We start from the raw sequence: 25,225 nt of genomic DNA on the forward strand, positions 1-25,225 counted from the left end.
ATGACCCTCTGCCTGCTCCTGCTGAGCGTTGTCGCCGTGACGGCCGCCGGGCCCGTCCCTCGTGTGCTGACCCGGGCGAAGTGGCCGGAGCGGGAGCCGGTGGTCGCCCTGTGGGTCTGGCAGTGTCTGGTCGCCACGGTCCTGCTGTGCTGCGTGGCCGCCCTGGCCCTGGCCGCCGCGGCCGTCTTCGGCACGGTCCGCTCCCAGCTCTTCGCCCCGGCCCCGCCCGCTGTGACCGCGGCGTACGACCTGTCCGCCGCCCCGCCCTGGGCGGCCGCCCTCACCGTGCTCCTGGCCTGCGGTGCGGCCTGGACCGCGGCCATGCTCGGACGTGAACTGGTCGACGCCCGCCGGCGCCGGGCCCGGGCCCGAGCACATCTGCTGGAGCGCGCCCCCGACCTGCCCGCCGGTCTCCCCGCGGCCCGCGGCCCCCTGCTGGTACTCGAGGACGAGTACCCGGACGCCTGGTGGATGCCGGGCAACCCGCCCCAGCTGATCGTCACCACCGGCGCCCTGCGCCGCCTCACCGATCACCAGATCGACGCCGTCCTCACCCACGAACGCGGCCACGCCCGCGCCCACCACAACTGGCTGCTGCACCTCTCCACCGCCCTGGCCACCGGCTTCCCCCGCGTCCCGCTCTTCACCCACTTCTGCGACCAGACCCACCGCCTGGTCGAACTGGCCGCCGACGACACGGCCTCCCGCCGCTGCGGCCACATGACCACGGCACTGGCGCTGATCGAGCTCAACCAGCACCGGGGTGTCCTGTCCTGCGCCTCCAGCCACCACCTGCTCGGCGAGCGTGTCGACCGCCTCCTGAAGCCCCCGCCCCGCCTCGGCCGCCGCGACCGCGCACTGACGACGACAGCGGCGGCCCTGGTCCCTCTCCTCCCCCTCCTGATCACCTTCGCCCCGGGCCTCACCGCCCTGCCGTGACCCGGTACGCGACCCCCGCACGGCACCGTCCTCAGGCACCCACCCGGCCACCCGGCCGGGCGAGGCACTGACCACGGCCCGCCCGGTGCCGGAGAGCCGACAGCCGGGGGCCAACGGTCAACGGCCGACGGCTACATCCAGTCCTCGGGCTCCGGCTCGGCGTCCATCTCGGGCCAGTCGTGGTCGGACACGGGACCCTCGTGCTCCCGACCGGCCCGCCCGGCGTCGGTACGGGCCGCGTCGGCCCCCGCCGCCCGAGCCGATTCCCGCGTCCCGGCCTGTGCCCCCTCCTGTGCCTCTGCCTCTGCCTCTGCCTCTGCCTCTGCCTCTGCCTCTGCCTCTGCCTCTGCCTCTGCCTCTGGTCCGCCCTGCGGCCCGCCCAGCGCCCCGAGTACCCCCAGCACGCCCTCCCCGTACGTCGCGAGCTTCTTCTCACCCACTCCGCTGATCCCGCCGAGCTCGGCGACCGAGCCGGGCCAGATCGTGGCGATCTCGCGGAGCGTGGCGTCGTGGAAGATGACGTACGCGGGAACGCCCTGCTCGCGGGCCTGTTCGGCACGCCAGGCGCGCAGTGCCTCGAAGGCCGGCAGGAGTTCCTCGGGCAGCTCGGCCGCCGCGGCCTTGGCCTTGCCCTTCCTCGAGCCCGACGACCCCGAGGCTCCCGACCGGGAGGTCACCGACTTCTTCGGCTCCTTGCGCAGCGGCACCTCCCGCTCGCGCCGCAGCACGGTCCCGCTGGCCTCGGTCAGCACCAGCGTGCCGTAGTCCCCCTCGACCGCGAGCAGTCCCTGGGCCAGCAACTGCCGGACGACGCCCCGCCATTCGCCCTCTTCCAGATCGTCGCCGATCCCGAACACGGAGAGCTGGTCGTGGTCGAACTGGATGACCTTGGCCGTGCGCTTGCCCAGCAGGATGTCCACGATCTGCACCGCGCCGAACTTCTGCCCGCGCTCCCGCTGCAGCCGGACCACCGTCGACAGCACCTTCTGGGCCGCGACGGTGCCGTCCCACGTCTCCGGCGGGGTGAGGCAGGAGTCGCAGTTGCCGCAGCCCGCCGGGTCGGGGTTGTCCTGGCCGAAGTAGGCCAGGAGCTGCCCGCGCCGGCACCGGACCGTCTCGCACAGGGCGAGCATCGCGTCCAGGTGCTGGCCGGCCCGGCGTCGGAAGGCCTCGTCGCCCTCGCCGGACTGGATCAGCTTGCGCTGCTGGATGACGTCGTTCAGGCCGTACGCCATCCAGGCCGTGGACGGCAGCCCGTCGCGACCCGCACGGCCCGTTTCCTGGTAGTAGCCCTCGACGGACTTGGGCAGGTCGAGGTGGGCGACGAACCGGACGTCCGGCTTGTCGATGCCCATGCCGAAAGCGATGGTCGCCACCACGACCAGGCCGTCCTCCCGCAGGAAGCGGGACTGGTGCGCGGCACGCGTCCCCGCGTCCAGTCCCGCGTGGTACGGCACCGCCTCGACGCCGTTGCGGCTGAGGAACTCGGCGGTCTTCTCCACGGAGTTGCGGGAGAGGCAGTAGACGATGCCCGCGTCGCCCGCGTGCTCCTCCCGCAGGAAGCTCAGGAGCTGCTTCTTGGGGTCGGCCTTGGGCACGATCCGGTACTGGATGTTGGGCCGGTCGAAGCTCGCCACGAAGTGCCGGGCGTCCGGCATGGCCAGCCGCTCGGTGATCTCCTGGTGGGTGGCGTGCGTGGCCGTCGCGGTGAGCGCGATCCGGGGCACGTCCGGCCAGCGCTCGCCGAGCAGCGACAGGGAGAGATAGTCCGGCCGGAAGTCGTGCCCCCACTGGGACACGCAGTGCGCCTCGTCGATCGCGAAGACGGAGATCTTCCCCCGTGACAGCAGATCCAGCGAGCTGTTCAGCCGCAGCCGCTCCGGCGCGAGATACAGCAGATCCAGCTCGCCGGCGAGGAACTCGGCCTCCACGACGCGCCGCTCCTCGAAGTCCTGCGTGGAGTTCATGAACCCGGCGCGCACGCCGAGCGCCCGCAGCGCGTCCACCTGGTCCTGCATCAGCGCGATCAGGGGGGAGACGACGACCCCCGTACCCGGTCTGACCAGGGACGGAATCTGGTAGCACAGCGATTTGCCGCCACCGGTCGGCATGAGCACCACGGCGTCCCCGCCCGCGATCACATGGTCGATCACCGCCTGCTGCTCACCGCGGAAGGCGTCGAATCCGAACACCCTGTGCAGCGCCGCCAGCGCCTCGCTCTCCCTCACTGCCATCCCACCACTACCGCCCGTCGCACCCATCGTCCCGCCCCCCGTACGACCACTCGCGGCCGCCGCGTCCACTGCGGCCGCTTTCGACCACTGCGTCCACGATAGGCGCCTCCACCGACATCCCCGGTGTTGTCCACAGACCGCCATCCCGGAGGTATCCACAGATCCCCGCACCAGTCATATCCGCACACCGACGTTCACGGGTCGACCCTCCCCGAACAACCGCGATCGACCACCATGACCAGGCACGCCCCAGCACGACAGGGCGGGGNNCCCGCCCTGTCGTCGGCGGGCGCCGGGTCAGCGCACGAACACTCCCGCGTTCCCCGCCAGCTCCAGGAAGTACTGCGGTGCCACGCCCAGCACCACCGTGACCACCACGCCCATCCCGATCGCCGCCATCGTCAGCGGGGACGGCACCGCGACGGTCGGGCCCTCGGGCTTCGGCTCGCTGAAGAACATCAGGACGATCACCCGGATGTAGAAGAACGCCGCGATCGCCGACGCGATCACACCGACCACGACCAGCGGTACCGCGCCGCCCTCCGCCGCCGCCTTGAACACGGCGAACTTCCCGGCGAAGCCGGACGTCAGCGGAATGCCCGCGAAGGCGAGCAGGAACACCGCGAACACGGCCGCCACCAGGGGTGAACGGCGGCCGAGCCCCGCCCACTTGGACAGGTGCGTCGCCTCACCGCCGGCGTCCCGCACCAGGGTCACCACCGCGAACGCGCCGATCGTCACGAACGAGTACGCCGCCAGGTAGAAGAGGACGGACGAGATGCCCTCCGGCGTGGTCGCGATGACACCCGCGAGGACGAAGCCCGCGTGCGAGATCGACGAGTACGCCAGCAGCCGCTTGATGTCGGTCTGGGTGATCGCGATGATCGCACCGCCCAGCATGGTGACGATCGCGACGGCCCACATGACCGGTCGCCAGTCCCAGCGCAGGCCGGGGAGCAGGACGTACAGCACCCGCAGCAGGGCACCGAACGCGGCCACCTTGGTCGCCGCCGCCATCAGGCCCGTCACCGGCGTCGGCGCGCCCTGGTACACGTCCGGCGTCCACATGTGGAAGGGGACGGCACCGACCTTGAACAGCAGGCCCATGATCAGCAGACCCGCGCCCACCAGGAGCAGCACGTCGTTGCCCATGGTGTTGACGAGCGCCGGGTCGACCTCCTGGATCGTGCCGTCGACGACCTGCGCGATCGTCGCGTACGACGTCGAGCCCGCGTAGCCGTACAGCAGCGCGATCCCGAAGAGGAGGAACGCGGAGGCGAACGAGCCGAGCAGGAAGTACTTGACCGCGGCCTCCTGCGAGATGAGCCGCTTGCGGCGGGCCAGCGCGCAGAGGAGGTACAGCGGGAGGGAGAGGACCTCCAGCGCCACGAAGAGCGTCAGCAGGTCGTTGGCCGCGGGGAAGACGAGCATGCCCGCGACCGCGAAGAGCAGCAGCGGGAACACCTCGGTGGTGGTGAACCCCGCCTTGACGGCCCTCTTCTCTCCGTCGCTGCCCGGTACGGAAGAGGCCTGCGCGGCGAAGGAGTCGACCCGGTTGCCGTGCGCCTGAGGGTCGAGTCTGCGCTCGGCGAAGGTGAACAGGCTGACCAGGGCCGTCAGCAGGATCGTGCCCTGCAGGAACAGGGCGGGGCCGTCGACGGCGATCGCGCCCATGGCCGCGATGCCCGCCTTGGTCGTGCCGTATCCGTCGGCCGCGAGCGCCACGACCGCGGCGAACGCGGCGACGAGCGCGACCGAGGCGACGAACAGTTGTGCGTGGTAACGGGATTTGCGCGGTACGAAGCCCTCGATCAGGATCCCCACGACCGCCGCACCGATGACGATCAGGATGGGCGCGAGCTGCGCGTACTCGATCTTCGGCGCGCCGATCTTCGCGATCGGGTCGGCCGCGGTTGTCCACAGGCTGTGGACGGCTGATGTGCTCACTTGGCCGCCTCCACCTTGGGCTGGGGGTCCTTCTGCTGGACGTCTGACATGGTCTGCTTCACCGCCGGGTTCACGATGTCCGTGACGGGCTTCGGGTAGACGCCCAGGAAGACCAGCAGCACGATCAGCGGCGCGGCCACGGCGATCTCACGCACCCTCAGGTCGGGCATCCTGGCGAGCTCGGGCCGCAGGGGGCCCGTCATCGTCCGCTGGTAGAGGACGAGGGTGTAGAGCGCGGCGAGCACGATGCCGAAGGTGGCGATGATGCCGATCACCGGATAGCGCGTGAACGTGCCGACCAGGACCAGGAACTCGCTGACGAACGGGGCGAGTCCGGGCAGCGACAGCGTCGCCAGGCCACCGACGAGGAACGTGCCGGCGAGTACCGGCGCGACCTTCTGCACCCCGCCGTAGTCGGCGATGAGCCGGGAGCCGCGCCGCGAGATGAGGAATCCGGCCACCAGCAGCAGGGCGGCGGTCGAGATCCCGTGGTTGACCATGTAGAGCGTCGCCCCGGACTGGCCCTGGCTGGTCATCGCGAAGATGCCCATGATGATGAAGCCGAAGTGCGAGATCGACGCGTACGCGATCAGCCGCTTGATGTCGCGCTGGCCGACCGCGAGCAGGGCCCCGTAGATGATGCTGATGACCGCCAGCACCATGATCGCGGGTGTCGCCCACTTGCTCGCCTCCGGGAACAGCTGGAGGCAGAAGCGCAGCATCGCGAAGGTGCCCACCTTGTCCACGACGGCCGTGATGAGCACGGCGACCGGGGCGGTGGACTCCTGCATGGCGTTGGGCAGCCAGGTGTGCAGCGGCCACATCGGCGCCTTCACCGCGAAGGCGAGGAAGAAGCCGAGGAACAGCCAGCGTTCGGTGCTCGTCGACATCTCGAGCGAGCCGTTGGCCCGCGCCTGGGCGATCTCGGTGAGCGAGAAGTTCCCGGCGACCACGTAGAGCCCGATCACCGCGGCCAGCATGACCAGACCACCGGCCAGGTTGTAGAGCAGGAACTTGACCGCCGCGTACGACCGTTGTTTCGCCGCCGCCTGCTCGCCGTCCTGGTGGGCCCGGTCCCCGAAGCCGCCGATCAGGAAGTACAACGGGATCAGCATGGCTTCGAAGAAGATGTAGAAGAGGAAGACGTCGGTGGCCTCGAAGGAGATGATCACCATCGCCTCGACGGCCAGGATCAGGGCGAAGAAGCCCTGCGTGGGCCGCCACCGTTTGCTGCCGGTCTCAAGGGGGTCGGCGTCGTGCCAGCCCGCCAGGACGATGAACGGGATCAGCAGGGCGGTCAGCGCGATCAGCGCGACCCCGATGCCGTCCACCCCCAGCTCGTAGCGGACTCCGAAGTCCGCGATCCAGGCGTGCGATTCGGTGAGCTGGTAGCGGTCGCCGCCCGGGTCGAAGCGCACCACGACGACGACCGCCAGCGCCAGGGTGGCGACCGAGACCAGCAGGGCCAGCCACTTGGCGGCGGAGCGTTTCGCGGCCGGTACGGCGGCCGTGGCGATCGCCCCGATGGCCGGGAGCACCGCCGTCGCTGTCAGCAGAGGAAAGGACATCGGTATCAGACCGCCCTCATCAGCAGGGTCGCGGCGACCAGGACGGCCGCGCCCCCGAACATCGAGACCGCGTAGGACCGCGCGAAGCCGTTCTGCAGCTTGCGCACCCGCCCGGACAGGCCGCCGAACGTGGCCGCCGTTCCGTTGACGACCCCGTCGACCAGGGTGTGGTCGACGTACACCAGCGAGCGCGTGAGGTGCTCGCCGCCGCGCACCAGGACCACGTGGTTGAAGTCGTCCTGGAGCAGGTCGCGCCGGGCGGCCCGGGTGAGCAGCGACCCGCGCGGGGCGACGGCCGGGACCGGGCGGCGCCCGTACTGGCCCCAGGCGATCGCCACGCCGATGACCATGACGGTCACCGTGGACAGCGTGACCGTGAGGGCGCTGATCGGCGCCTGGCCGTGGTCGTACCCGGTGATGGGCTCCAGCCAGTGCACGAACCGGTCGCCGATGCCGAAGAGCGCGCCGGCGAACACGGAGCCGAAGGCGAGCACGATCATCGGGATCGTCATGCTCCTCGGCGACTCGTGCGGGTGCGGCGGGGTGTACTCGCCACGTGTCTCCGCGGCCGGCTCCACGCCGGGCTCGGCCGGGGACGGTGTCGGAGCCTTCCGCCAGCGCTCCTCGCCGAAGAACGTCATCAGCATCACGCGCGTCATGTAGTACGCGGTGATCGCGGCGCCCAGCAGGGCCACGCCGCCGAGGATCCAGCCCTCGGTGCCGCCCTTGGCGAACGCCGACTCGATGATCATGTCCTTGGAGAAGAAGCCGGACAGGCCCGGGAAACCGATGAGGGCGAGGTAGCCGAGTCCGAAGGTGACGAAGGTGACCGGCATGTACGTGCGCAGGCCGCCGTAGCGGCGCATGTCGACCTCGTCGTTCATACCGTGCATGACCGAACCGGCGCCGAGGAACAGCCCGGCCTTGAAGAAGCCGTGCGTCACCAGGTGCATGATCGCGAAGACGTAGCCGATGGGGCCGAGGCCCGCCGCGAGCACCATGTAGCCGATCTGCGACATCGTCGAACCGGCCAGCGCCTTCTTGATGTCGTCCTTCGCGCAACCGACGATCGCACCGAACAGCAGCGTGACCGCGCCGACGATGGTGACGACCAGTTGCGCGTCCGGGGCGCCGTTGAAGATGGCGCCGGAGCGGACGATCAGATAGACGCCCGCCGTCACCATGGTCGCGGCGTGGATCAGGGCCGAGACCGGGGTCGGGCCCTCCATCGCGTCCCCGAGCCAGGACTGCAGCGGTACCTGGGCGGACTTGCCGCAGGCGGCGAGCAGCAGCATGAGGGCGATCACGGTGAGCTTGCCCTCACCGGCGGCGCCGGCCAGCCCGGCCGCGTCCTGGCTGCCGAGCACCGGCCCGAAGGCGAAGGTGCCGAACCACAGGAACATCAGCATGATCGCGATCGACAGGCCCATGTCGCCGACGCGGTTGACCAGGAAGGCCTTCTTCGCCGCGGTGGCGGCGCTGGGCTTGTGCTGCCAGAAACCGATCAGCAGGTAGGAGGCGAGACCGACGCCCTCCCAGCCGAGGTACAGCAGCAGGTAGTTGTCGGCGAGGACGAGGATCAGCATCGCCGCGAGGAACAGGTTCAGGAAGCCGAAGAAGCGGCGGCGCCGCTCGTCGTGCTCCATGTACCCGACCGAGTACAGGTGGATGAGCGAGCCGACGCCGGTGATCAGCAGGACGAACGTCATCGACAGCTGGTCGAGCCTGAAGGCGACGTCGGCCTGGAATCCCTCCACCGGGATCCAGCTGAACAGATGCTGCGTCAGGGTGCGGTCGGCGGCGGCGCTGCCCAGCATGTCGGCGAAGAGGACGACGCCGATCAGGAAGGACGCGGCGGCGAGCACCGTGCCGATCCAGTGACCGACGGCGTCCAGCCGGCGGCCGCCGCACAGCAGGACCGCCGCTCCGAGCAGGGGCGCCGCCACCAGCAGCGCAATCAGATTCTCCACGATTCAGCGACCCCTCACAGCTTCATCAGGCTGGCGTCGTCGACCGAGGCCGAGTGGCGGGAACGGAACAGGGACACGATGATCGCCAGTCCGACCACGACCTCCGCGGCGGCGACGACCATCGTGAAGAAGGCGATGATCTGGCCGTCGAGGTTGCCGTGCATACGGGAGAAGGCGACGAACGCGAGGTTGCAGGCGTTGAGCATCAGCTCGATGCACATGAAGACGACGATCGCGTTGCGCCGGATGAGGACACCGGTGGCGCCGATCGTGAACAACAGGGCTGCGAGATAGAGGTAGTTGACCGGGTTCACTTCGATGCCTCCTCGGTCCGCTTCGGCGTCGTCGGCTCGATCGCCGTGCGCTCGAGCCGCTCCTCGGAGTGCTGCTCCAGCGCCCGCAGGTCGCTGAGTGCCTCCTGGGACACGTCCCGGATCTGGCCGCGGTCGCGCAGCGTGCTGCTGACGGTGAGGTCGGACGTCGTACCGTCGGGCAGCAGGCCCGGGATGTCCACCGCGTTGTGCCGGGCGTACACGCCCGGGGCCGGCAGCGGCGGGAGCTGCTTGCCCTCGCGGACGCGCTGTTCGGCCATCTCCCGCTGGGTCAGGGCACGTTCGGTGCGCTCGCGGTGGGTGAGCACCATGGCGCCGACGACGGCCGTGATGAGCAGGGCGCCGGTGATCTCGAAGGCGAAGACGTACCTGGTGAAGAGGAGGGCGGCGAGGCCCTCCACGTTGCCGTTCGCGTTCGCCCGGCCGAGGCCGTCGAAATCGGTGAGCGCGGCATTGCCGATGCCGCCGACGAGCAGGATGCCGAAGCCCAGCCCGCACAGGAGGGCGAGCCAGCGCTGGCCCTTGATCGTCTCCTTCAGGGAGTCCGCCGCGGTGACACCGATCAGCATCACCACGAACAGGAACAGCATCATGATCGCGCCGGTGTAGACGATGATCTGGACGACGCCCAGGAAGTAGGCGCCGTTGGCGAGGTAGAACACCGCCAGAACGATCATGGTTCCGGCCAGGAAGAGCGCGCTGTGCACGGCCCGCCGCATCAGGATCGTGCCCAGGGCGCCGATCACAGCGACGGTGCCGAGGATCCAGAATTGGACGGCCTCTCCGGTGGAGGTGGAGTAGGCGGCGAGGTACTCGGTCATCCCCGCACCACCTTCTCCGAGGCCGGTTCGTCCTCGCCGAAGGTCGAGTCGGCTTCCTGCGGGCCGCCCTCCCCCTCGGAGACGGCGGTCTGCCGCTCCGTGCCGGGGGCGGCCTCGGTCACCAGGCCCCGGTAGTAGTCCTGTTCGTCGGTGCCCGGGTACATGGCGTGCGGACTGTCGACCATGCCCTCCTCGAGACCGGCGAGCAGCTGCTCCTTGGTGTAGATGAGGTTGGCGCGGCTGGAGTCGGCCAGTTCGAACTCGTTGGTCATCGTCAGCGCGCGCGTGGGGCACGCCTCGATGCACAGGCCGCACAGGATGCAGCGGGCGTAGTTGATCTGGTAGACGCGGCCGTACCGCTCGCCGGGTGAGTAGCGCTCCTCCTCGGTGTTGTCCGCGCCCTCGACGTAGATCGCGTCGGCGGGGCAGGCCCAGGCGCACAGCTCGCAGCCGACGCACTTCTCCAGGCCGTCCGGATGGCGGTTGAGCTGGTGCCGTCCGTGGAAGCGCGGGGCCGTGGTCTTCTGCTGCTCCGGGTACTGCTCGGTCAGCCGCTTCTTGAACATGGCCTTGAAGGTCACACCGAAGCCGGCCACGGGGTTCTGGAAACCGGGCTTGGTCTCCTTGGGTTCCTCAGCCACCGGACGCCTCCTTTCCATCCTGAGGTCCGTCACTGTGAGTATCGGGCCCGCCACTGACAATGAGCTCCCGCTCCTGGCGCGAGCGGCGTCGCGGCACCGGCGGAAGTTCCTGTCCGGGCAGCGGCGGTACGGGGAATCCGCCTGCCATCGGGTCGAAGGCGGCCGGCTCCGCGCCCGGTCCCCCGGCACCTTCGGCCTCCTTGCCCTTCGCCCGGAACATGTCGGCGACGAAGGACACCAGCAGCAGGGCGAGGACCCCGGCGGCGATGTAGAGGGCGATGTCCGCGAAGCCGTAGTTCTCGTTCTTCAGGGCCCGCACCGTGGCGACGGCCATCAGCCACACCAGGGAGACCGGGATGAGGACCTTCCAGCCGAGCTTCATCAGCTGGTCGTACCGCACACGCGGGAGCGTGCCGCGCAGCCAGACGAACATGAACAGCAGCAGCTGGACCTTGACGATGAACCAGAGCATCGGCCACCAGCCGTGGTTCGCGCCCTCCCAGAAGGTGCTGACCGGCCATGGAGCACGCCAGCCGCCCAGGAAGAGGGTGACGGCGACGGCGGAGACGGTCACCATGTTGATGTACTCGGCGAGCATGAACATCGCGAACTTGATCGACGAGTACTCGGTGTTGAAGCCGCCGACCAGATCGCCCTCGGACTCGGGCATGTCGAAGGGGGCGCGGTTGGTCTCGCCGACCATCGTCACGATGTAGATGATGAAGGAGACCGGCAGCAGCAGGATGTACCAGCGGTCGGCCTGCTGCTCGACGATCGCCGACGTCGACATCGACCCCGAGTAGAGGAACACGGAGGCGAAGGCGGCGCCCATGGCGATCTCGTAGGAGATCATCTGTGCGCACGAGCGCAACCCGCCCAGCAGCGGGTACGTGGATCCGGAGCTCCAGCCGGCGAGGACGATGCCGTAGATGCCGATGGAGGCGACCGCGAGGATGTAGAGCAGCGCGATCGGCAGGTCGGTGAGCTGCATCGTGGTCCGCTGGCCGAAGATCGAGATCTCGTTGCCGGACGGCCCGAAGGGGATCACCGCGATCGCCATGAAGGCCGGGACGGCCGCGACGATCGGCGCGAGGATGTACACCGCCTTGTCGGCGCGTTTGACGACGAGGTCTTCCTTGAGCATCAGTTTCACACCGTCGGCGAGCGACTGGAGCATGCCCCAGGGGCCGTTCCGGTTGGGGCCGATGCGCAGCTGCATCCAGGCGACGATCTTGCGTTCCATCACGATGGCGATCAGCACCGTCACCATGAGGAAGGCGAAGCAGAACACCGCCTTGACGCCGACCAGCCACCAGGGGTCGCGGCCGAACATCGAGAGGTCTTCAGCAGCGAAGTACAGGCTCATGCCTCCACCTCCTTGAGTGCCTCGCCGGCGATTCCCGCCGGGCCGATTCGGACGAGGGAGCCGGGCAGCGCCCCGGTGTCGGAGGCGACACCGCCGCCGGCGGAGTTCAGCGGGAGCCACACCACGCGGTCGGGCATCTCGGTGACGCTCAGGGTCAGTTCGACCGTCCCCGCGGGGCCGGTCACGGCGATCGGGTCGCCGTCCTTGACGCCGACCTCGGCGGCCGTGGCGGCCGACAGGCGCGCGTGCGCGGCGTGCCGGGTGCCGGCGAGCGCCTCGTCGCCCTGTTGCAGGAGCCCCTGGTCAAGGAGCAGGCGATGCCCTGCGAGCACCGCCTCCCCGGCGGCCGGCCGGGGCAGCGCGCCCGCGGTCTCCAGCGGTTCGGTGGCCCGCGGGCCGTCCCAGGCGCCGAGCCGTTCGAGCTCCGCGCGGGTGGTGCGCAGGTCCGGCAGGCCCAGGTGCACGTCCATGGCGTCGGCCAGCATCTGCAGCACGCGCGCGTCGGTCGGCGGGAGGGTGCGGGTCATCTGGTCGGGCTTGAGCGCCGACTCGAAGGGCCGGACCCTGCCTTCCCAGTTGAGGAAGGCACCGGCCTTCTCGACGACGGCCGCTACCGGCAGCACCACGTCGGCGAGTTCGGTGACCTCGCTGGGCCGCAGCTCCAGCGAGACCACGAACCCGGCCTCGGCGAGTGCCGTGCGCGCGCGTGCGGGGTCGGGCAGGTCGGCGACCTCGACGCCGGCGACCAGCAGCGCCTGCAGCTCGCCGGTCGCCGCGGCCTCGACGATCTCGCGGGTGTCGCGGCCGTAGCGGTGCGGCAGGGCGGCGACGCCCCAGACGGCGGCGACCTCCTCCCGCGCGCGCGGGTCGGTGGCCGGGCGCCCGCCCGGCAGCAGCGACGGCAGCGCGCCCGCTTCGACGGCGCCCCGCTCCCCGGCGCGCCGGGGGATCCACACCAGCCGGGCACCGGTCGCGGTGGCGATCCGCACGGCGGCGGTCGGGCCGCCCTCGACGGCGGCGATCCGCTCGCCGACGACGATCACCGCGCCCTCGGCCCGCAGCGCTTCGGCGGCTCTGGCCCCGTCGCCTTCCAGGCCGACCCCGCTCGCGAGCGCGTCGAGCCATTCGGTCTCGGTGCCGGGAGCCGCCGGCAGCAGCGTGCCGCCGGCCTTCTCCAGTCCGCGCGTGGCGTGCGTGGCCAGCGAGAAGGTCCGCTGCCCGTGCGTACGCCATGCCTTGCGCAGCCGCAGGAAGACGCCGGGCGCCTCCTCCTCGGCCTCGAACCCGACCAGCAGGACGGCGGGCGCCTTCTCCAGCGAGGAGTACGTGACACCGTTCCCGGAGTCCGTACCGGACGCGCCCCCGAGGTCACGTCCGCGGCCCGCGACCCGCGCGGCGAGGAAGTCGGCCTCCTCGGCGCTGTGCACGCGCGCGCGGAAGTCGATGTCGTTGGTGTCCAGGGCCACGCGCGCGAACTTGCTGTACGCGTAGGCGTCCTCGACGGTGAGCCGGCCGCCGGTCAGGACGCCGGTGCGGCCGCGGGAGGCCAGCAGGCCCTGGGCCGCGATCTGCAGTGCGTCGGGCCAGGAGGCGCGCTCCAGCTCACCCTCGGCGTTGCGGACGAGCGGGGTCTGCAGCCGGTCCCGCTGCTGTGCGTACCGGAACCCGAAGCGGCCCTTGTCGCACATCCACTCCTCGTTGACCTCGGGGTCGTGGGCGGCGAGCCGCCGCATGACCTTGCCGCGCCGGTGGTCGGTGCGCGTGGCGCAGCCGCCGGCGCAGTGCTCGCACACCGACGGCGAGGAGACCAGGTCGAAGGGGCGGGAGCGGAACCGGTAGGCCGCCGAGGTGAGCGCGCCGACCGGACAGATCTGGATGGTGTTGCCGGAGAAGTACGACTCGAAGGGGTCGCCTTCGCCGGTACCGATCTGCTGGAGCGCGCCCCGCTCGACCATCTCGATCATCGGGTCGCCCGCGATCTGGTTCGAGAACCGGGTGCAGCGGGCGCACAGCACGCACCGCTCGCGGTCCAGCAGCACCTGCGTGGAGATCGGGACGGGCTTCTCGTAGGTCCGCTTCTTGCCGTCGAAGCGGGACTCGGGGTTGCCGTGCGACATCGCCTGGTTCTGCAGCGGGCACTCGCCACCCTTGTCGCAGACCGGGCAGTCCAGCGGGTGGTTGATGAGCAGCAGCTCCATCACCCCCTGCTGGGCCTTCTCGGCGACGGGCGAGGTGAGCTGGGTCCGCACCACCATCCCGTCGGTGCAGGTGATGGTGCAGGAGGCCATGGGCTTGCGCTGGCCCTCGACCTCGACGATGCACTGGCGGCAGGCGCCGGCCGGGTCGAGGAGCGGGTGGTCGCAGAACCGGGGGATCTCGATGCCGAGCTGTTCGGCGGCCCGGATGACCAGGGTGCCCTTGGGCACGCTGATCTCGACGCCGTCGATCGTCAGCGTGACGAGGTCCTCCGGCGGGACCGCCGCCTCTCCCCCTCCCGAAGGAGCGTTGGTGGTCACGGTCATGCGTGCACCTCCGTGCGGTCGGCCCAGGCCGTCGACCTCGCGGGATCGAAGGGGCAGCCCCGGCCCGTGATGTGCTGCTCGTACTCCTCACGGAAGTACTTGAGCGAGGAGAAGATCGGCGAGGCGGCGCCGTCGCCGAGGGCGCAGAACGCCTTGCCGTTGATGTTGTCGGCGATGTCGTTCAGCTTGTCGAGGTCGGACATCCGGCCCTTGCCGGCCTCGATGTCGCGCATCAGCTGCACCAGCCAGTACGTGCCTTCGCGGCAGGGCGTGCACTTGCCGCAGGACTCGTGGGCGTAGAACTCGGTCCAGCGGGTGACGGCCCGTACGACGCACGTCGTCTCGTCGAAGCACTGGAGGGCCTTGGTGCCGAGCATGGAACCGGCGGCGCCCACTCCCTCGTAGTCGAGGGGGACGTCGAGGTGCTCGTCGGTGAACATCGGCGTCGAGGAGCCGCCCGGCGTCCAGAACTTCAGGCGGTGCCCCGGCCGCATGCCACCGCTCATGTCGAGCAGCTGGCGCAGTGTGATGCCCATCGGCGCCTCGTACTGACCGGGGCGTGCGACGTGGCCGCTGAGGGAATAGAGAGTGAAGCCGGGCGACTTCTCGCTGCCCATCGAGCGGAACCATTCCTTGCCCCGGTTCATGATGGCGGGAACCGATGCGATCGACTCGACGTTGTTCACCACAGTCGGGCACGCGTAGAGGCCCGCGACGGCAGGAAAGGGGGGACGGAGCCGCGGTTGACCACGGCGGCCTTCGAGCGAGTCGAGCAGTGCGGTCTCCTCACCGCAGATGTACGCGCCGGCGCCCGCGTGCACGGTGAGTTCGAGGTCGAGTCCGCTGCCCAGCACGTTCTCGCCGAGGAGACCCGCCGCGTAGGCCTCGCGCACGGCCTCGTGCAACCGCCGCAGCACGGGAACGACTTCACCACGCAGATAAATGAAGGCATGGGACGACCTGATGGCGTAACAGGCGATGACAATGCCCTCGATGAGGCTATGCGGGTTCGCGAAGAGAAGCGGAATGTCCTTGCACGTTCCGGGCTCCGACTCGTCGGCGTTGACCACTAGATAGTGTGGTTTTCCATCTCCCTGGGGAATGAACTGCCATTTCATTCCCGTCGGGAAGCCGGCGCCTCCACGCCCCCGCAGACCGGACTCCTTGACGTACGCGATGACGTCGTCCGGTGACATGGCGAGCGCCTTGTGGAGCCCCTCGTACCCCTCGTGCCTCTTGTAGACGTCCAGTGTCCAGGACTTGTCCTCGTCCCAGAAGGCCGACAGCACGGGTGCGAGCAGCTTCTCCGGGCCGGTGTCCTTGAGTTCGGGTGCCAAGGTCATCACTCCCCCTCCTCAGCGGTGGGTCCGGCCGAACCGGAGGGGCGGGGCGAAGCCTCTCCGTCACGGGTGGTGGGCGACGGGTGGGCCGGATCGGAGGCCGCCGTGTCCTGCGGCGCGTCGTGCGAGCTGAGGTGCTCCGCCGGTGACGGGTCGTGCGGCGGGGTGTCCTGGGGCGCCTCACCGCGCGGGTGCACCACGCGCGCGGGGGCGGTCTCCCCCTTGGCCAGCTTCAGGCCGGCCAGGGAGGCGGGTCCCGCGCTTCCCGTGGCGTCGACGGCACCGTCCCGCTCGTCGGGGAAGCCGGCCAGGATCCGGGCGGTCTCCTTGAACGTGCACAGGGGCGCCCCGCGCGTGGGCGACACCGGGCGGCCGGCCCGCAGGTCGTCGACGAGGCGCTTGGCGCTCTGCGGGTCCTGGTTGTCGAAGAACTCCCAGTTGACCATCACGACGGGCGCGAAGTCGCAGGCCGCGTTGCACTCGATGTGCTCGAGGGTGACCTTGCCGTCGTCGGTGGTCTCGCCGTTGCCGACGCCCAGGTGCTCCTGGAGCTCCTCGAAGATGGCGTCGCCGCCCATGACGGCGCACAGGGTGTTGGTGCACACCCCGACCTGGTAGTCGCCGCTCGGCCGGCGCCGGTACATGGAGTAGAAGGTGGCGACGGCGGTGACCTCGGCCGTGGTCAGGCCGAGCACGTCCGCGCAGAACCGCATCCCGGTGCGCGTGACGTGGCCCTCCTCCGCCTGCACGAGGTGCAGCAGCGGCAGGAGAGCGGACCGGGAGTCCGGGTAGCGGGCGATGACCTCGCGCGCGTCGGTCTCCAGCCGGGCCCGGACGTCGTCCGGGTAGGCGGGCGCGGGCAGTTGGGGCATGCCCAGGCTGACGCCGCGGTCCGAAGGTGTGGTGGTCACCGGTCGACGCCTCCCATCACGGGGTCGATGGATGCGACGGCGACGATGACGTCGGCGACCTGGCCGCCCTCGCACATCGCCGCCATGGCCTGCAGGTTGGTGAAGGACGGGTCGCGGAAGTGGACCCGGAAGGGGCGGGTGCCTCCGTCGGAGACGACATGCACCCCGAGCTCGCCCTTGGGCGACTCGACCGCCGCGTACGTCTGTCCCGGCGGTACCCGGAAGCCCTCGGTGACCAGCTTGAAGTGGTGGATCAGGGCCTCCATGGAGGTGCCCATGATCTTCTTGATGTGGTCGAGGGAGTTGCCCAGTCCGTCCGGGCCCATGGCGAGCTGGGCGGGCCAGGCGATCTTCTTGTCGGCGACCATGACCGGTCCGGGCTGGAGCCGGTCCAGGCACTGCTCGACGATGCGCAGCGACTGGCGCATCTCCTCCAGCCGGACCAGGAAGCGGCCGTAGGAGTCGCAGGTGTCCGCGGTGGGGATCTCGAAGTCGTACGTCTCGTACCCGCAGTACGGCTGCGTCTTGCGCAGGTCGTGCGGCAGGCCGGTGGAGCGCAGGATCGGGCCGGTCGCCCCGAGGGCCATGCAGCCGGCCAGGTCCAGATAGCCGACGTCCTGCATACGGGCCTTGAAGATGGGGTTCCCGGTGGCGAGCGCGTCGTACTCCGGGAGGTTCTTGCGCAGCTTCTTCACCAGCTCGCGGATCTGGTCCACCGCGCCGGGCGGCAGGTCCTGGGCGAGTCCGCCGGGGCGGATGTACGCGTGGTTCATCCGCAGGCCGGTGATGAGCTCGAAGGCGTCGAGAATGAGTTCACGATCACGGAATCCGTAGATCATGATCGTGGTGGCGCCGAGTTCCATGCCTCCGGTGGCGATGCACACCAGGTGGGAGGAGAGCCGGTTCAGCTCCATCAGGAGCACCCGGATGACCGAGGCGCGGTCGGGGATCTGCTCCTCGATGCCGAGGAGCTTCTCGACGCCGAGGCAGTACGCCGTCTCGTTGAAGAACGGCGTCAGGTAGTCCATGCGCGTCACGAACGTGGTGCCCTGGGTCCAGGTCCGGTACTCGAGGTTCTTCTCGATGCCGGTGTGGAGGTAGCCGATGCCGCAGCGGGCCTCGGAGACCGTCTCGCCGTCGATCTCCAGGATCAGCCGGAGCACGCCGTGCGTGGACGGGTGCTGGGGGCCCATGTTGACGATGATGCGTTCGTCGTCACTGCGCTGCGCCGTCTCGACGACCTCGTCCCAGTCGCCGCCGGTGACGGTGTAGACGGTGCCTTCCGTGGTCTCGCGTGCCGAGGCGGCGGAGGCCGCGGATGTCGCGGATGTCGCGGATGCGTTCGACGTGCTCATGAGTACGACCTCCGCTGGTCCGGAGCCGGGATCCGGGCGCCCTTGTACTCGACGGGAATGCCGCCGAGGGGATAGTCCTTGCGCTGCGGATGGCCCTGCCAGTCGTCCGGCATCAGGATCCGCGTCAGGGCCGGGTGACCGTCGAAGACGATGCCGAAGAAGTCGTACGTCTCGCGCTCGTGCCAGTCGTTCGTCGGGTAGACGGAGACCAGCGACGGGATGCGCGGGTCGCTGTCGGGAGCGCTGACTTCCAGGCGGATCAGCCGGTTGTGGGTGATCGACCGCAGGTGGTACACGGCGTGCAGCTCGCGGCCCTTGTCGTTCGGGTAGTGCACGCCGCTGACGCCGGTGCACAGTTCGAAGCGGAGCGCGGGATCGTCGCGCAGGGTCGTCGCGACCCGGACCAGGTGTTCGCGCTCGATGTGGAAGGTGAGTTCGCCGCGGTCGACGACCGTCTTCTCGATGACGTTCTCGGGGAGCAGGTCCTGCTCCTCCAGCGCGCCCTCCAGTTCGTCGGCGACCTCGTCGAAGTATCCATATGCGGCTCCGCCGCGTGGACCGCCGTAGGGGCGGCTCGACGCTCCCGGGAACCTGATCGAGCGGACCAGGCCGTCGTAACCGGAGGTGTCGCCGCCGTTGCCGGCGCCGAACATGCCGCGCTGGACGCGGATCTCCTCACCGCCCTCACCCCGCTGGCCGGGGAGGTTCTCGGCGGAGAGGTCCTTCTCGGGGTTCACGCCGCCGCCCGCGGTGTCGTTCGCGTCGCTCATCGCAGCAGCCCCTTCATCTCGATGGTGGGCAGGGCCTTGAGCGCCGCCTCCTCCGCCTCGCGGGCCGCCTCCTCGGCGTTCACGCCGAGCTTGGAGCTCTGGATCTTCTGATGGAGCTTGAGGATGGCGTCCAGCAGCATCTCGGGCCGGGGCGGGCAGCCCGGCAGGTAGATGTCGACCGGGACGATGTGGTCGACGCCCTGGACGATCGCGTAGTTGTTGAACATGCCGCCCGACGAGGCGCAGACCCCCATGGAGATCACCCACTTGGGGTTCGGCATCTGGTCGTAGACCTGTCGCAGCACCGGCGCCATCTTCTGGCTGACCCGGCCGGCCACGATCATCAGGTCCGCCTGCCGCGGTGAGCCGCGGAAGACCTCCATGCCGAAGCGCGCCAGGTCGTAGCGGCCGGCGCCGGTGGTCATCATCTCGATGGCACAGCAGGCGAGTCCGAACGTGGCCGGGAACATGGACGACTTGCGCACCCAGCCCGCGGCCTGCTCGACGGTGGTCAGCAGGAATCCGCTCGGCAGCTTTTCTTCGAGTCCCATGGTCAGAAGCCCCTCAGTCCCATTCCAGGCCGCCGCGCCGCCATACGTACGCGTAGGCGACGAAGACGGTGAGCACGAAGAGCAACATCTCCACGAGCCCGAAAATCCCCAGGGCGTCGAAGGTGACGGCCCAGGGATAAAGGAAGACGATCTCGATGTCGAAGACGATGAAGAGCATCGCCGTCAGGTAGTACTTGATGGGGAAGCGCCCGCCGCCGGCCGGCGTGGGGGTCGGTTCGATACCGCACTCGTAGGCCTCGAGCCTGGCGCGGTTGTACCGCTTCGGACCGATCAGCGTGGCCATGACCACGGAGAAGATCGCAAAGCCTGCCCCGAGGGCTCCCAGTACGAGGATGGGCGCATACGCGTTCACCGCTCCTCGCTCCTCTCAGTCGGCACTGACTGCTGGCGAGCCGGGCTCACTTGCGCCCCACGCGTCCCGCGAACCACGCCTGCCCCGGCGAAGATCGAGAACATGTGAAGCAGGTCACAAGCCCAACCGCTCCGCATCCTATGCCCGTCGGTCTGTGATCTGCGACACGGGGTATTGCACAAGCTTTGTGATCTCCACCACCTGACGAACGATCATGAAGGTGGAGAAGCGGTGATCTTCGCACGCGAAGCGTCCGTGCGATCACCAGTAGTGACATTCTACCGAGTCTGTGCAGGTCAGAGCAGGCGTCTCAATATCAAGAGGGTTCCTCTGCATGCAAATTGGCGTGGGGCGCGATCGCTTGCTAGAGGACGCGTTCACACATCGGGGGGATGTGGGGCGCGATGTGGACGTGTGCACGCGTTCACGAAGTCCGGACACCGCGGGCCCGCCGCGGGCCCGGCCGGGGCCGGGGCCAGGGGCAGGGCCAGAGCCGGAGCCGGGACCGGGCCGGAGCCGGAGCCAGAGCCAGGCCGGGGCCGGAGCCGGAGCCGGGGCCGGGCCGGGGCCAGAGCCAGAGGCGGGGCCGCGCACCCGGCGGCGCACCGGACGCGATCGCGCTCGCCCCGAACCCGGTTCGAAGCGTGTCCCGGACCCGCCTCAGGGACCCGCCTCAGGGACCCACCCGGACTCGACCCAAGGGCCGCCCCGGTCGCGGCCCGGTCGCGGCGCACGCCGTGATCCGACCACCCCCCCCGCCACAATCCGTCCGCAATCCGTCCGTCGCTCGCACACCGGACGCGACGACAGGGGTGACCGTTCCGTGACCTCCGCCACATCCACCGCGGGGCGCGAGAAGAGGGCTTGGCCAATCGTTTCAACCGATGGTAGGTGCAGGGCAATTCAGACATAAAGAGGAAAGACCGTGATCACGGGCCCATTACGCCGCGCCCGCAATGTCCGTTACGGCGTCAATAAAGAGCGACACGCCCGGGATTCGGCGCCACGATTGAACAATTGTGGCGCAGCACACGTTTCTTGTGGTTATGAAGGAGCCCCTGGTACCGGTTGTTCCCATGTCCCACACCGCTCACATACGAAGCCACCGGAAACCCCGCCGCACCGCGCAGACCACGATGGCGATGCGGGCCGGAGTGGCCGGTGGCGTCCTCGGCACTCTGGCAGTGGCCGGGGCGTCGGCCTCGGCGGTCGCCGCCGAGCCGGTGACCCAGACCCTCGAGCTGCCCACTCTGACGGCCGACCTGTCCACTCAGGTAGCCCAGTCCGCGGAGGCCACCCAGCAGGCCGCCGCGAACTACCAGCTGCAGGCCGAGCGTGACGCCGCCGCCGCCAAGGCCGCCAAGGTGGCCAAGGCGGACCTCGCCGAGGCCAAGGAGAAGGCCGAGGCGAAGAAGAAGGCCGCCGAGGAGGCCCGCAGGGCCGCCGCCGAGCGCGCCACGCGCGACGCCGAGCGCGCCACCCTCACCGCCGACTCGGGCGCCACCACGAGCACGATGGCCTCCACGGCCACCGTCTCCGCGCCCGCCAGTGGCAGCGTCGCGACGGTGATCTCCTTCCTCAAGGCCCAGGTGGGCGACGCCTACGTCATGGGCGCCACGGGCCCCAACGCCTGGGACTGCTCCAGCCTGGTGCAGGCCGCGTTCAAGCAGGTCGGCGTCGACCTCCCGCGCGTCTCCCAGGACCAGTCGACGGTCGGCACCGACGTCTCGCTGTCCAACCTCCAGGTCGGCGACATCCTGTACTGGGGCGGCAAGGGTTCGGCGTACCACACGGGTGTCTACATCGGTAACGGCCAGTACCTGGACGCCGCCAACCCGTCCAAGGGCGTCGTCATCCAGGACCTCTCCGGCTACCCCGCGTCGGGTGCCGTGCGCGTGCTCTGAGCGGCGTCCGCACGAACCCGGACGGCGACCCGGACCCCTGGCGGCCCGGGTCGCCGGGCTCGGTCGGCACGGATCCGGCCCGTGCGGGCCGGGCCCGCACGGGCCGGCTGCGCTCGGGAACCGCTGCCACTCGCGGGCAGCGGCTCTCTCCGTCCACGCTCACGCGTCCCTGCTTATGCGTTCCCCTCGCACGCCGTCCGCTCGCGTGCTCCCCTCGCTCCGTCCGGCCCCTCCGGTCGGCCGGGATCACCCGCATGCCCGAATTGTCGGCCGTTTCGCGGGGATCGACGGGGCGGTGTGCGCCGGCCGGGCCGCGCACGGCCGCGTGGCGGGCCTTCACGGCGCCCCGGACACGCGTCGGCGGCCGCGAGCCCATCCATCCGGCCCCGGCCGCCCACAGCACCCCTCACGCCTCCCGCGTCCCCGTCTCCGCGTACGACGGGACGCGGAGACGGGGAGGCGCGGGACGCGTCACGCCTTCGGCGCCACCTTGCTCAGGCCGTTGATGACGCGGTCCATCGCGTCGCCGCCCGTGGGGTCCGTCAGGTTGGCGAGCAGCTTCAGGGTGAACTTCATCAGCATCGGGTGCGTCAGCCCGCGCTGGGCGGCGATCTGCATGATCTTCGGGTTGCCGATGAGCTTCACGAACGCGCGGCCGAGCGTGTAGTAGCCGCCGTAGGTGTCCTTCAGGACGCGCGGGTAGCGCTGGAGGGCGATCTCCCGCTGGGCCGGCGTCGCCCGCGCGTGCGCCTGGACGATGACCTCGGCGGCGATCTGCCCGGATTCCATGGCGTAGGCGATGCCCTCGCCGTTGAACGGGTTCACCAGGCCGCCCGCGTCACCCACGAGCAGCAGCCCGCGCGTGTAGTGCGGCTGGCGGTTGAAGGCCATCGGGAGCGCGGCGCCGCGGATCGGGCCGGTCATGTTGTCCGGGGTGTAGCCCCAGTCCTCGGGCAGCGACGCGCACCAGGCCTTCAGGACCTCGCGCCAGTCCAGTTCCTTGAAGGAGTCCGAGGTGTTGAGCACGCCGAGGCCGACGTTGCTCGTCCCGTCGCCCATGCCGAAGATCCAGCCGTAGCCGGGCAGCAGCCGGTCCTGCGGGCCGCGGCGGTCCCACAGCTCCAGCCAGGACTCCAGGTAGTCGTCGTCGTGGCGCGGCGAGGTGAAGTACGTGCGGACCGCGACGCCCATCGGGCGGTCCTCGCGGCGGTGCAGGCCCATGGCCAGGGACAGCCGCGTGGAGTTGCCGTCGGCAGCCACCACCAGCGGGGCGTGGAAGGTGACCTCCCGCTTCTCCTCGCCGAGCTTGGCCTTCACACCGGTGATGCGGCCGGTGCGGTCGTCGATGATCGGCGCGCCCACGTTGCAGCGCTCGTACAGGCGCGCGCCGGCCTTCTGGGCCTGCCGGGCGAGCTGTTCGTCGAAGTCGTCCCGCTTGCGGACCAGGCCGTAGTCGGGGAAGGAGGCGAGTTCCGGCCAGTCGAGCTGGAGGCGGACTCCACCGCCGATGATGCGCAGGCCCTTGTTGCGCAGCCAGCCCGCCTCCTCGGAGATGTCGATGCCCATCGACACGAGCTGCTTGGTGGCGCGCGGGGTGAGGCCGTCGCCGCAGACCTTCTCCCGCGGGAACGCGGTCTTCTCCAGCAGGAGCACGTCGAGACCGGACCTGGCCAGGTGGTACGCGGTGGCGGAGCCGGCGGGCCCCGCGCCCACGACGATCACATCGGCGGTGTTGTCGGAGAGGGGCTCGGTCACGGCGGGATCTCCCCAAGTTCGAAATCTGCGTGCCGACGGGCACTGGACACGGGCAGTCTATGCAGGACAATTGATCACCCGGCTGAAGGGCTGCCTCAATGCACCGAGCTCTGCCCGCTGTACGGCTTCGCGTACCCACTCACGAGGACGCCTTCGCCTGGCACCGGATCTTCGCCGATCCGGACGTCATGGAGTTCCACGGCGGCAGGGCCGCGGAGTTGTCGGTCTACGAGGAGCTCACCGCCCGCCAGCGGCGGCACGACGCCGAACTCGGCTTCTGCCTGTGGACCATGGTCGACGGGGCGGACCGCGTCATCGGTTTCACGGGCGCCCAGCCCTGGGAGCGGGACTGGGGTCCGACGGGCGAGATCGAGATCGGCTGGCGCCTGGGCCGGGAGCACTGGGGCAAGGGATACGTCACCGCCGCGGCGCACCAGACGCTGGAACGGGTGCGTGCCACCGGCGTGCGGGACGTGGTCGCGATGGTCGACGCCCGCAACACCCGCTCGACGGCGGTCACCCGGCGGCTCGGGATGCGTCTCGCCGAGACGTTCCCGATCCCGGCCTCGCACCGGGAGGGCCACTGCTACCGGTTGACTCTCTGAAAGCGGAACCGGTAACTCTCACTTCAGTCACTTCATGTGACTGATTGTCACAGTAAGCCACGGAATGCTTCCTTCCGGTGCGTGGTCATGCCTACGCTGCCGGGACCGCTGGGGGTGACATCCGTGCGTATACAACCCAGGACATCCGAGGTGCGCGTTCCGCGCCTGGTCGGCCTGATGGCCGTGGACGCGCGCGAGTCGGCTCGTACGCGCGGCCTGTCCCTCGAGGCGCCGGACCGGCCGGACTTCCACCTGACCGTCGTCGAATACGTCGTACGCCAGTATCCGCAGCCCGGCACCGAGGTGCCGCGGGACTCCGCGGTGCACGTGTGGTTCGACTTCGGGGAGGGGGACGGCGGCGGAGGAGTGCGTGAGCCGCGCGGACCGGCGCCTCCCGGCGGCGGCCTCCGGCGGGAACTGGACGAACCGGGTGCCCCTTGCCCGGCCGCACCCCGCGCGGCGACGGCGCTCCTCGGCCCGCCCTGACCGGTCAGGTCCTTCCCCGGCTCGTCCTGACCGGTCGGGGCCGCTTTCCCCGGCCCCGGCCCTGCCTCTTCCCGGCCCGCTCCGCCTCAGCCCGCCTTGTGGCCCCGGTGCAGCGCGACCACGCCGCCCGTGAGGTTGCGCCAGGCCACCTTCGTCCAGCCGGCGCCCCGCAGTCGCCCGGCCAGGGCAGGCTGGTCGGGCCAGTCCCGGATGGACTCGGCGAGGTAGACGTACGCGTCGGGGTTGGACGACACCGCGCGGGCCACCGGCGGCAGCGCGCGCATCAGGTACTCGGTGTACACGGTGCGGAACGGCGTCCAGGTGGGGTGCGAGAACTCGCAGATGAGGATGCGCCCGCCGGGCCGGGTCACCCGGTGCATCTCGCGCAGCGCCGCGTCCGTGTCCTGGACGTTGCGCAGCCCGAAGGAGATGGTGACGGCGTCGAAGACGTCGTCCTTGAAGGGCAGCCGGGTCGCGTCGCCGGCGGTGTACGGCAGCCAGTTCCGGCGCTGCTTGCCGACCTGGAGCATGCCGAGGGAGAAGTCGCAGGGGACGACGTAGGCACCGGCCTGTGCGAAGGGCAGCGAGGACGTCCCCGTACCGGCCGCCAGGTCCAGGACCTTCTCCGCGGGGCGCGCGTCGACCGCCTTCGCCACCTCCTTGCGCCAGATCCGGTCCTGACCGAGCGACAGCACGTCGTTGGTCAGGTCGTACCGTTCCGCGACGTGGTCGAACATCGAGGCGACTTCGTGCGGCTGCTTGTTCAGGGATGCGCGGGTCACGGGCCCATTGTGGCAGGACGGCCCCGCCGCGGCCCCGGACCCCCCGGAGTGCC

21 protein-coding genes are annotated in these 25,225 nt (G+C 70.1%); 4 read left to right on the top strand and 17 right to left on the bottom strand.

Annotation, left to right across the window (positions count from 1 at the left end; genetic code table 11):
* Window positions 1–939, top strand: coding sequence for a M56 family metallopeptidase (locus tag ACFP2V_RS31340; protein WP_381218655.1), 939 nt, complete (start codon window positions 1–3; stop codon window positions 937–939).
* Between the two features lie 131 nt (window positions 940–1,070).
* On the opposite strand, the gene recQ is transcribed toward ACFP2V_RS31340, so the two are convergent.
* From recQ to ACFP2V_RS31415, 15 genes are all read right to left on the bottom strand, one after another.
* Window positions 1,071–3,200 (bottom strand): DNA helicase RecQ, encoded by a 2,130-nt coding sequence (gene recQ, locus ACFP2V_RS31345; protein WP_381218656.1) that lies wholly within the window; start codon window positions 3,198–3,200, stop codon window positions 1,071–1,073.
* A 270-nt stretch (window positions 3,201–3,470) separates the two neighbouring features.
* Complete coding sequence (gene nuoN / locus ACFP2V_RS31350) at window positions 3,471–5,120, bottom strand: NADH-quinone oxidoreductase subunit NuoN (protein WP_381218657.1); 1,650 nt, start codon at window positions 5,118–5,120, stop codon at window positions 3,471–3,473.
* Entirely contained in the window at window positions 5,117–6,688 is a 1,572-nt protein-coding gene (locus ACFP2V_RS31355) for an NADH-quinone oxidoreductase subunit M (RefSeq protein WP_381218658.1), read from the bottom strand. The genes nuoN and ACFP2V_RS31355 overlap by 4 nt, the downstream gene beginning before the upstream one ends.
* A gap of 5 nt (window positions 6,689–6,693) precedes the next feature.
* Entirely contained in the window at window positions 6,694–8,658 is a 1,965-nt protein-coding gene (gene nuoL / locus ACFP2V_RS31360) for an NADH-quinone oxidoreductase subunit L (protein ID WP_381218659.1), read from the bottom strand.
* A 14-nt stretch (window positions 8,659–8,672) separates the two neighbouring features.
* Window positions 8,673–8,972 carry an NADH-quinone oxidoreductase subunit NuoK gene (gene nuoK, locus ACFP2V_RS31365; RefSeq protein ID WP_003974374.1) on the bottom strand — a complete coding sequence of 100 codons (300 nt, stop codon included), beginning with the start codon at window positions 8,970–8,972 and terminating at the stop codon, window positions 8,673–8,675.
* A complete protein-coding gene (locus tag ACFP2V_RS31370) occupies window positions 8,969–9,811 on the bottom strand; it encodes an NADH-quinone oxidoreductase subunit J (RefSeq protein ID WP_381218660.1) in 843 nt (280 codons plus the stop codon). The genes nuoK and ACFP2V_RS31370 overlap by 4 nt, the downstream gene beginning before the upstream one ends.
* Window positions 9,808–10,452, bottom strand: a complete 645-nt coding sequence (nuoI, locus tag ACFP2V_RS31375; RefSeq protein ID WP_381218661.1) for an NADH-quinone oxidoreductase subunit NuoI — start codon at window positions 10,450–10,452, stop codon at window positions 9,808–9,810. The genes ACFP2V_RS31370 and nuoI overlap by 4 nt, the downstream gene beginning before the upstream one ends.
* Entirely contained in the window at window positions 10,445–11,818 is a 1,374-nt protein-coding gene (nuoH, locus tag ACFP2V_RS31380; protein WP_381218662.1) for an NADH-quinone oxidoreductase subunit NuoH, read from the bottom strand. Before nuoH ends, nuoI begins: the two co-directional genes overlap by 8 nt.
* The gene (locus ACFP2V_RS31385) at window positions 11,815–14,340 is read right to left on the bottom strand and encodes an NADH-quinone oxidoreductase subunit G (protein WP_381218663.1); all 2,526 of its coding nucleotides are present in this window, start codon (window positions 14,338–14,340) and stop codon (window positions 11,815–11,817) included. The genes nuoH and ACFP2V_RS31385 overlap by 4 nt, the downstream gene beginning before the upstream one ends.
* Entirely contained in the window at window positions 14,337–15,683 is a 1,347-nt protein-coding gene (gene nuoF, locus ACFP2V_RS31390; RefSeq protein WP_381218664.1) for an NADH-quinone oxidoreductase subunit NuoF, read from the bottom strand. Before nuoF ends, ACFP2V_RS31385 begins: the two co-directional genes overlap by 4 nt.
* Window positions 15,683–16,591: an NADH-quinone oxidoreductase subunit NuoE gene (nuoE, locus tag ACFP2V_RS31395; RefSeq protein ID WP_381218665.1), complete on the bottom strand. Its 909-nt coding sequence runs from the start codon at window positions 16,589–16,591 to the stop codon at window positions 15,683–15,685. The genes nuoF and nuoE overlap by 1 nt, the downstream gene beginning before the upstream one ends.
* Complete coding sequence (locus tag ACFP2V_RS31400; RefSeq protein ID WP_381218666.1) at window positions 16,588–17,946, bottom strand: NADH-quinone oxidoreductase subunit D; 1,359 nt, start codon at window positions 17,944–17,946, stop codon at window positions 16,588–16,590. The genes nuoE and ACFP2V_RS31400 overlap by 4 nt, the downstream gene beginning before the upstream one ends.
* The gene (locus ACFP2V_RS31405; protein ID WP_381218667.1) at window positions 17,943–18,716 is read right to left on the bottom strand and encodes an NADH-quinone oxidoreductase subunit C; all 774 of its coding nucleotides are present in this window, start codon (window positions 18,714–18,716) and stop codon (window positions 17,943–17,945) included. The genes ACFP2V_RS31400 and ACFP2V_RS31405 overlap by 4 nt, the downstream gene beginning before the upstream one ends.
* Complete coding sequence (locus tag ACFP2V_RS31410; RefSeq protein WP_381218668.1) at window positions 18,713–19,267, bottom strand: NuoB/complex I 20 kDa subunit family protein; 555 nt, start codon at window positions 19,265–19,267, stop codon at window positions 18,713–18,715. Before ACFP2V_RS31410 ends, ACFP2V_RS31405 begins: the two co-directional genes overlap by 4 nt.
* A gap of 13 nt (window positions 19,268–19,280) precedes the next feature.
* Entirely contained in the window at window positions 19,281–19,640 is a 360-nt protein-coding gene (locus ACFP2V_RS31415) for an NADH-quinone oxidoreductase subunit A (protein ID WP_030420561.1), read from the bottom strand.
* A 1,046-nt stretch (window positions 19,641–20,686) separates the two neighbouring features.
* Between ACFP2V_RS31415 and ACFP2V_RS31420 the strand changes: the two genes are divergently transcribed.
* Entirely contained in the window at window positions 20,687–21,544 is an 858-nt protein-coding gene (locus ACFP2V_RS31420; RefSeq protein WP_381218669.1) for a C40 family peptidase, read from the top strand.
* A 471-nt stretch (window positions 21,545–22,015) separates the two neighbouring features.
* Here ACFP2V_RS31420 and ACFP2V_RS31425 read toward each other — a convergent pair whose 3' ends face one another.
* Window positions 22,016–23,299 carry a geranylgeranyl reductase family protein gene (locus tag ACFP2V_RS31425; RefSeq protein ID WP_355887116.1) on the bottom strand — a complete coding sequence of 428 codons (1,284 nt, stop codon included), beginning with the start codon at window positions 23,297–23,299 and terminating at the stop codon, window positions 22,016–22,018.
* Window positions 23,300–23,397: 98 nt separating this feature from the next.
* On the opposite strand from ACFP2V_RS31425, the gene ACFP2V_RS31430 reads away from it, so the two are divergent.
* Entirely contained in the window at window positions 23,398–23,904 is a 507-nt protein-coding gene (locus tag ACFP2V_RS31430) for a GNAT family N-acetyltransferase (RefSeq protein ID WP_381218670.1), read from the top strand.
* A gap of 150 nt (window positions 23,905–24,054) precedes the next feature.
* On the top strand, window positions 24,055–24,390 hold the full coding sequence (locus ACFP2V_RS31435; RefSeq protein WP_381218671.1) for a PASTA domain-containing protein: 336 nt from the start codon (window positions 24,055–24,057) through the stop codon (window positions 24,388–24,390).
* An 86-nt stretch (window positions 24,391–24,476) separates the two neighbouring features.
* Here the strand turns inward: ACFP2V_RS31435 and ACFP2V_RS31440 are convergent, their stop codons facing one another.
* Window positions 24,477–25,172 carry a demethylmenaquinone methyltransferase gene (locus ACFP2V_RS31440; protein ID WP_381218672.1) on the bottom strand — a complete coding sequence of 232 codons (696 nt, stop codon included), beginning with the start codon at window positions 25,170–25,172 and terminating at the stop codon, window positions 24,477–24,479.
* Between the last annotated feature and the right edge of the window lie 53 nt (window positions 25,173–25,225).

Source organism: Streptomyces incanus (genome assembly GCF_042656345.1).
GTDB classification, from domain to species: Bacteria; Actinomycetota; Actinomycetes; order Streptomycetales; family Streptomycetaceae; genus Streptomyces; species Streptomyces incanus.

Bases quoted from the DNA above. Each gene is read 5' to 3' on its own strand.
- ACFP2V_RS31340 (WP_381218655.1), top strand. From the start codon at position 1: ATGACCCTCTGCCTGCTCCTGCTGAGCGTTGTCGCCGTGACGGCCGCC.
- recQ (WP_381218656.1), bottom strand. From the start codon at position 3,200: ATGGGTGCGACGGGCGGTAGTGGTGGGATGGCAGTGAGGGAGAGCGAG.
- ACFP2V_RS31355 (WP_381218658.1), bottom strand. From the start codon at position 6,688: ATGTCCTTTCCTCTGCTGACAGCGACGGCGGTGCTCCCGGCCATCGGG.
- ACFP2V_RS31370 (WP_381218660.1), bottom strand. From the start codon at position 9,811: ATGACCGAGTACCTCGCCGCCTACTCCACCTCCACCGGAGAGGCCGTC.
- nuoH (WP_381218662.1), bottom strand. From the start codon at position 11,818: ATGAGCCTGTACTTCGCTGCTGAAGACCTCTCGATGTTCGGCCGCGAC.
- ACFP2V_RS31385 (WP_381218663.1), bottom strand. From the start codon at position 14,340: ATGACCGTGACCACCAACGCTCCTTCGGGAGGGGGAGAGGCGGCGGTC.
- nuoF (WP_381218664.1), bottom strand. From the start codon at position 15,683: ATGACCTTGGCACCCGAACTCAAGGACACCGGCCCGGAGAAGCTGCTC.
- ACFP2V_RS31400 (WP_381218666.1), bottom strand. From the start codon at position 17,946: ATGAGCACGTCGAACGCATCCGCGACATCCGCGACATCCGCGGCCTCC.
- ACFP2V_RS31405 (WP_381218667.1), bottom strand. From the start codon at position 18,716: ATGAGCGACGCGAACGACACCGCGGGCGGCGGCGTGAACCCCGAGAAG.
- ACFP2V_RS31410 (WP_381218668.1), bottom strand. From the start codon at position 19,267: ATGGGACTCGAAGAAAAGCTGCCGAGCGGATTCCTGCTGACCACCGTC.
- ACFP2V_RS31420 (WP_381218669.1), top strand. From the start codon at position 20,687: ATGAAGGAGCCCCTGGTACCGGTTGTTCCCATGTCCCACACCGCTCAC.
- ACFP2V_RS31430 (WP_381218670.1), top strand. From the start codon at position 23,398: ATGCACCGAGCTCTGCCCGCTGTACGGCTTCGCGTACCCACTCACGAG.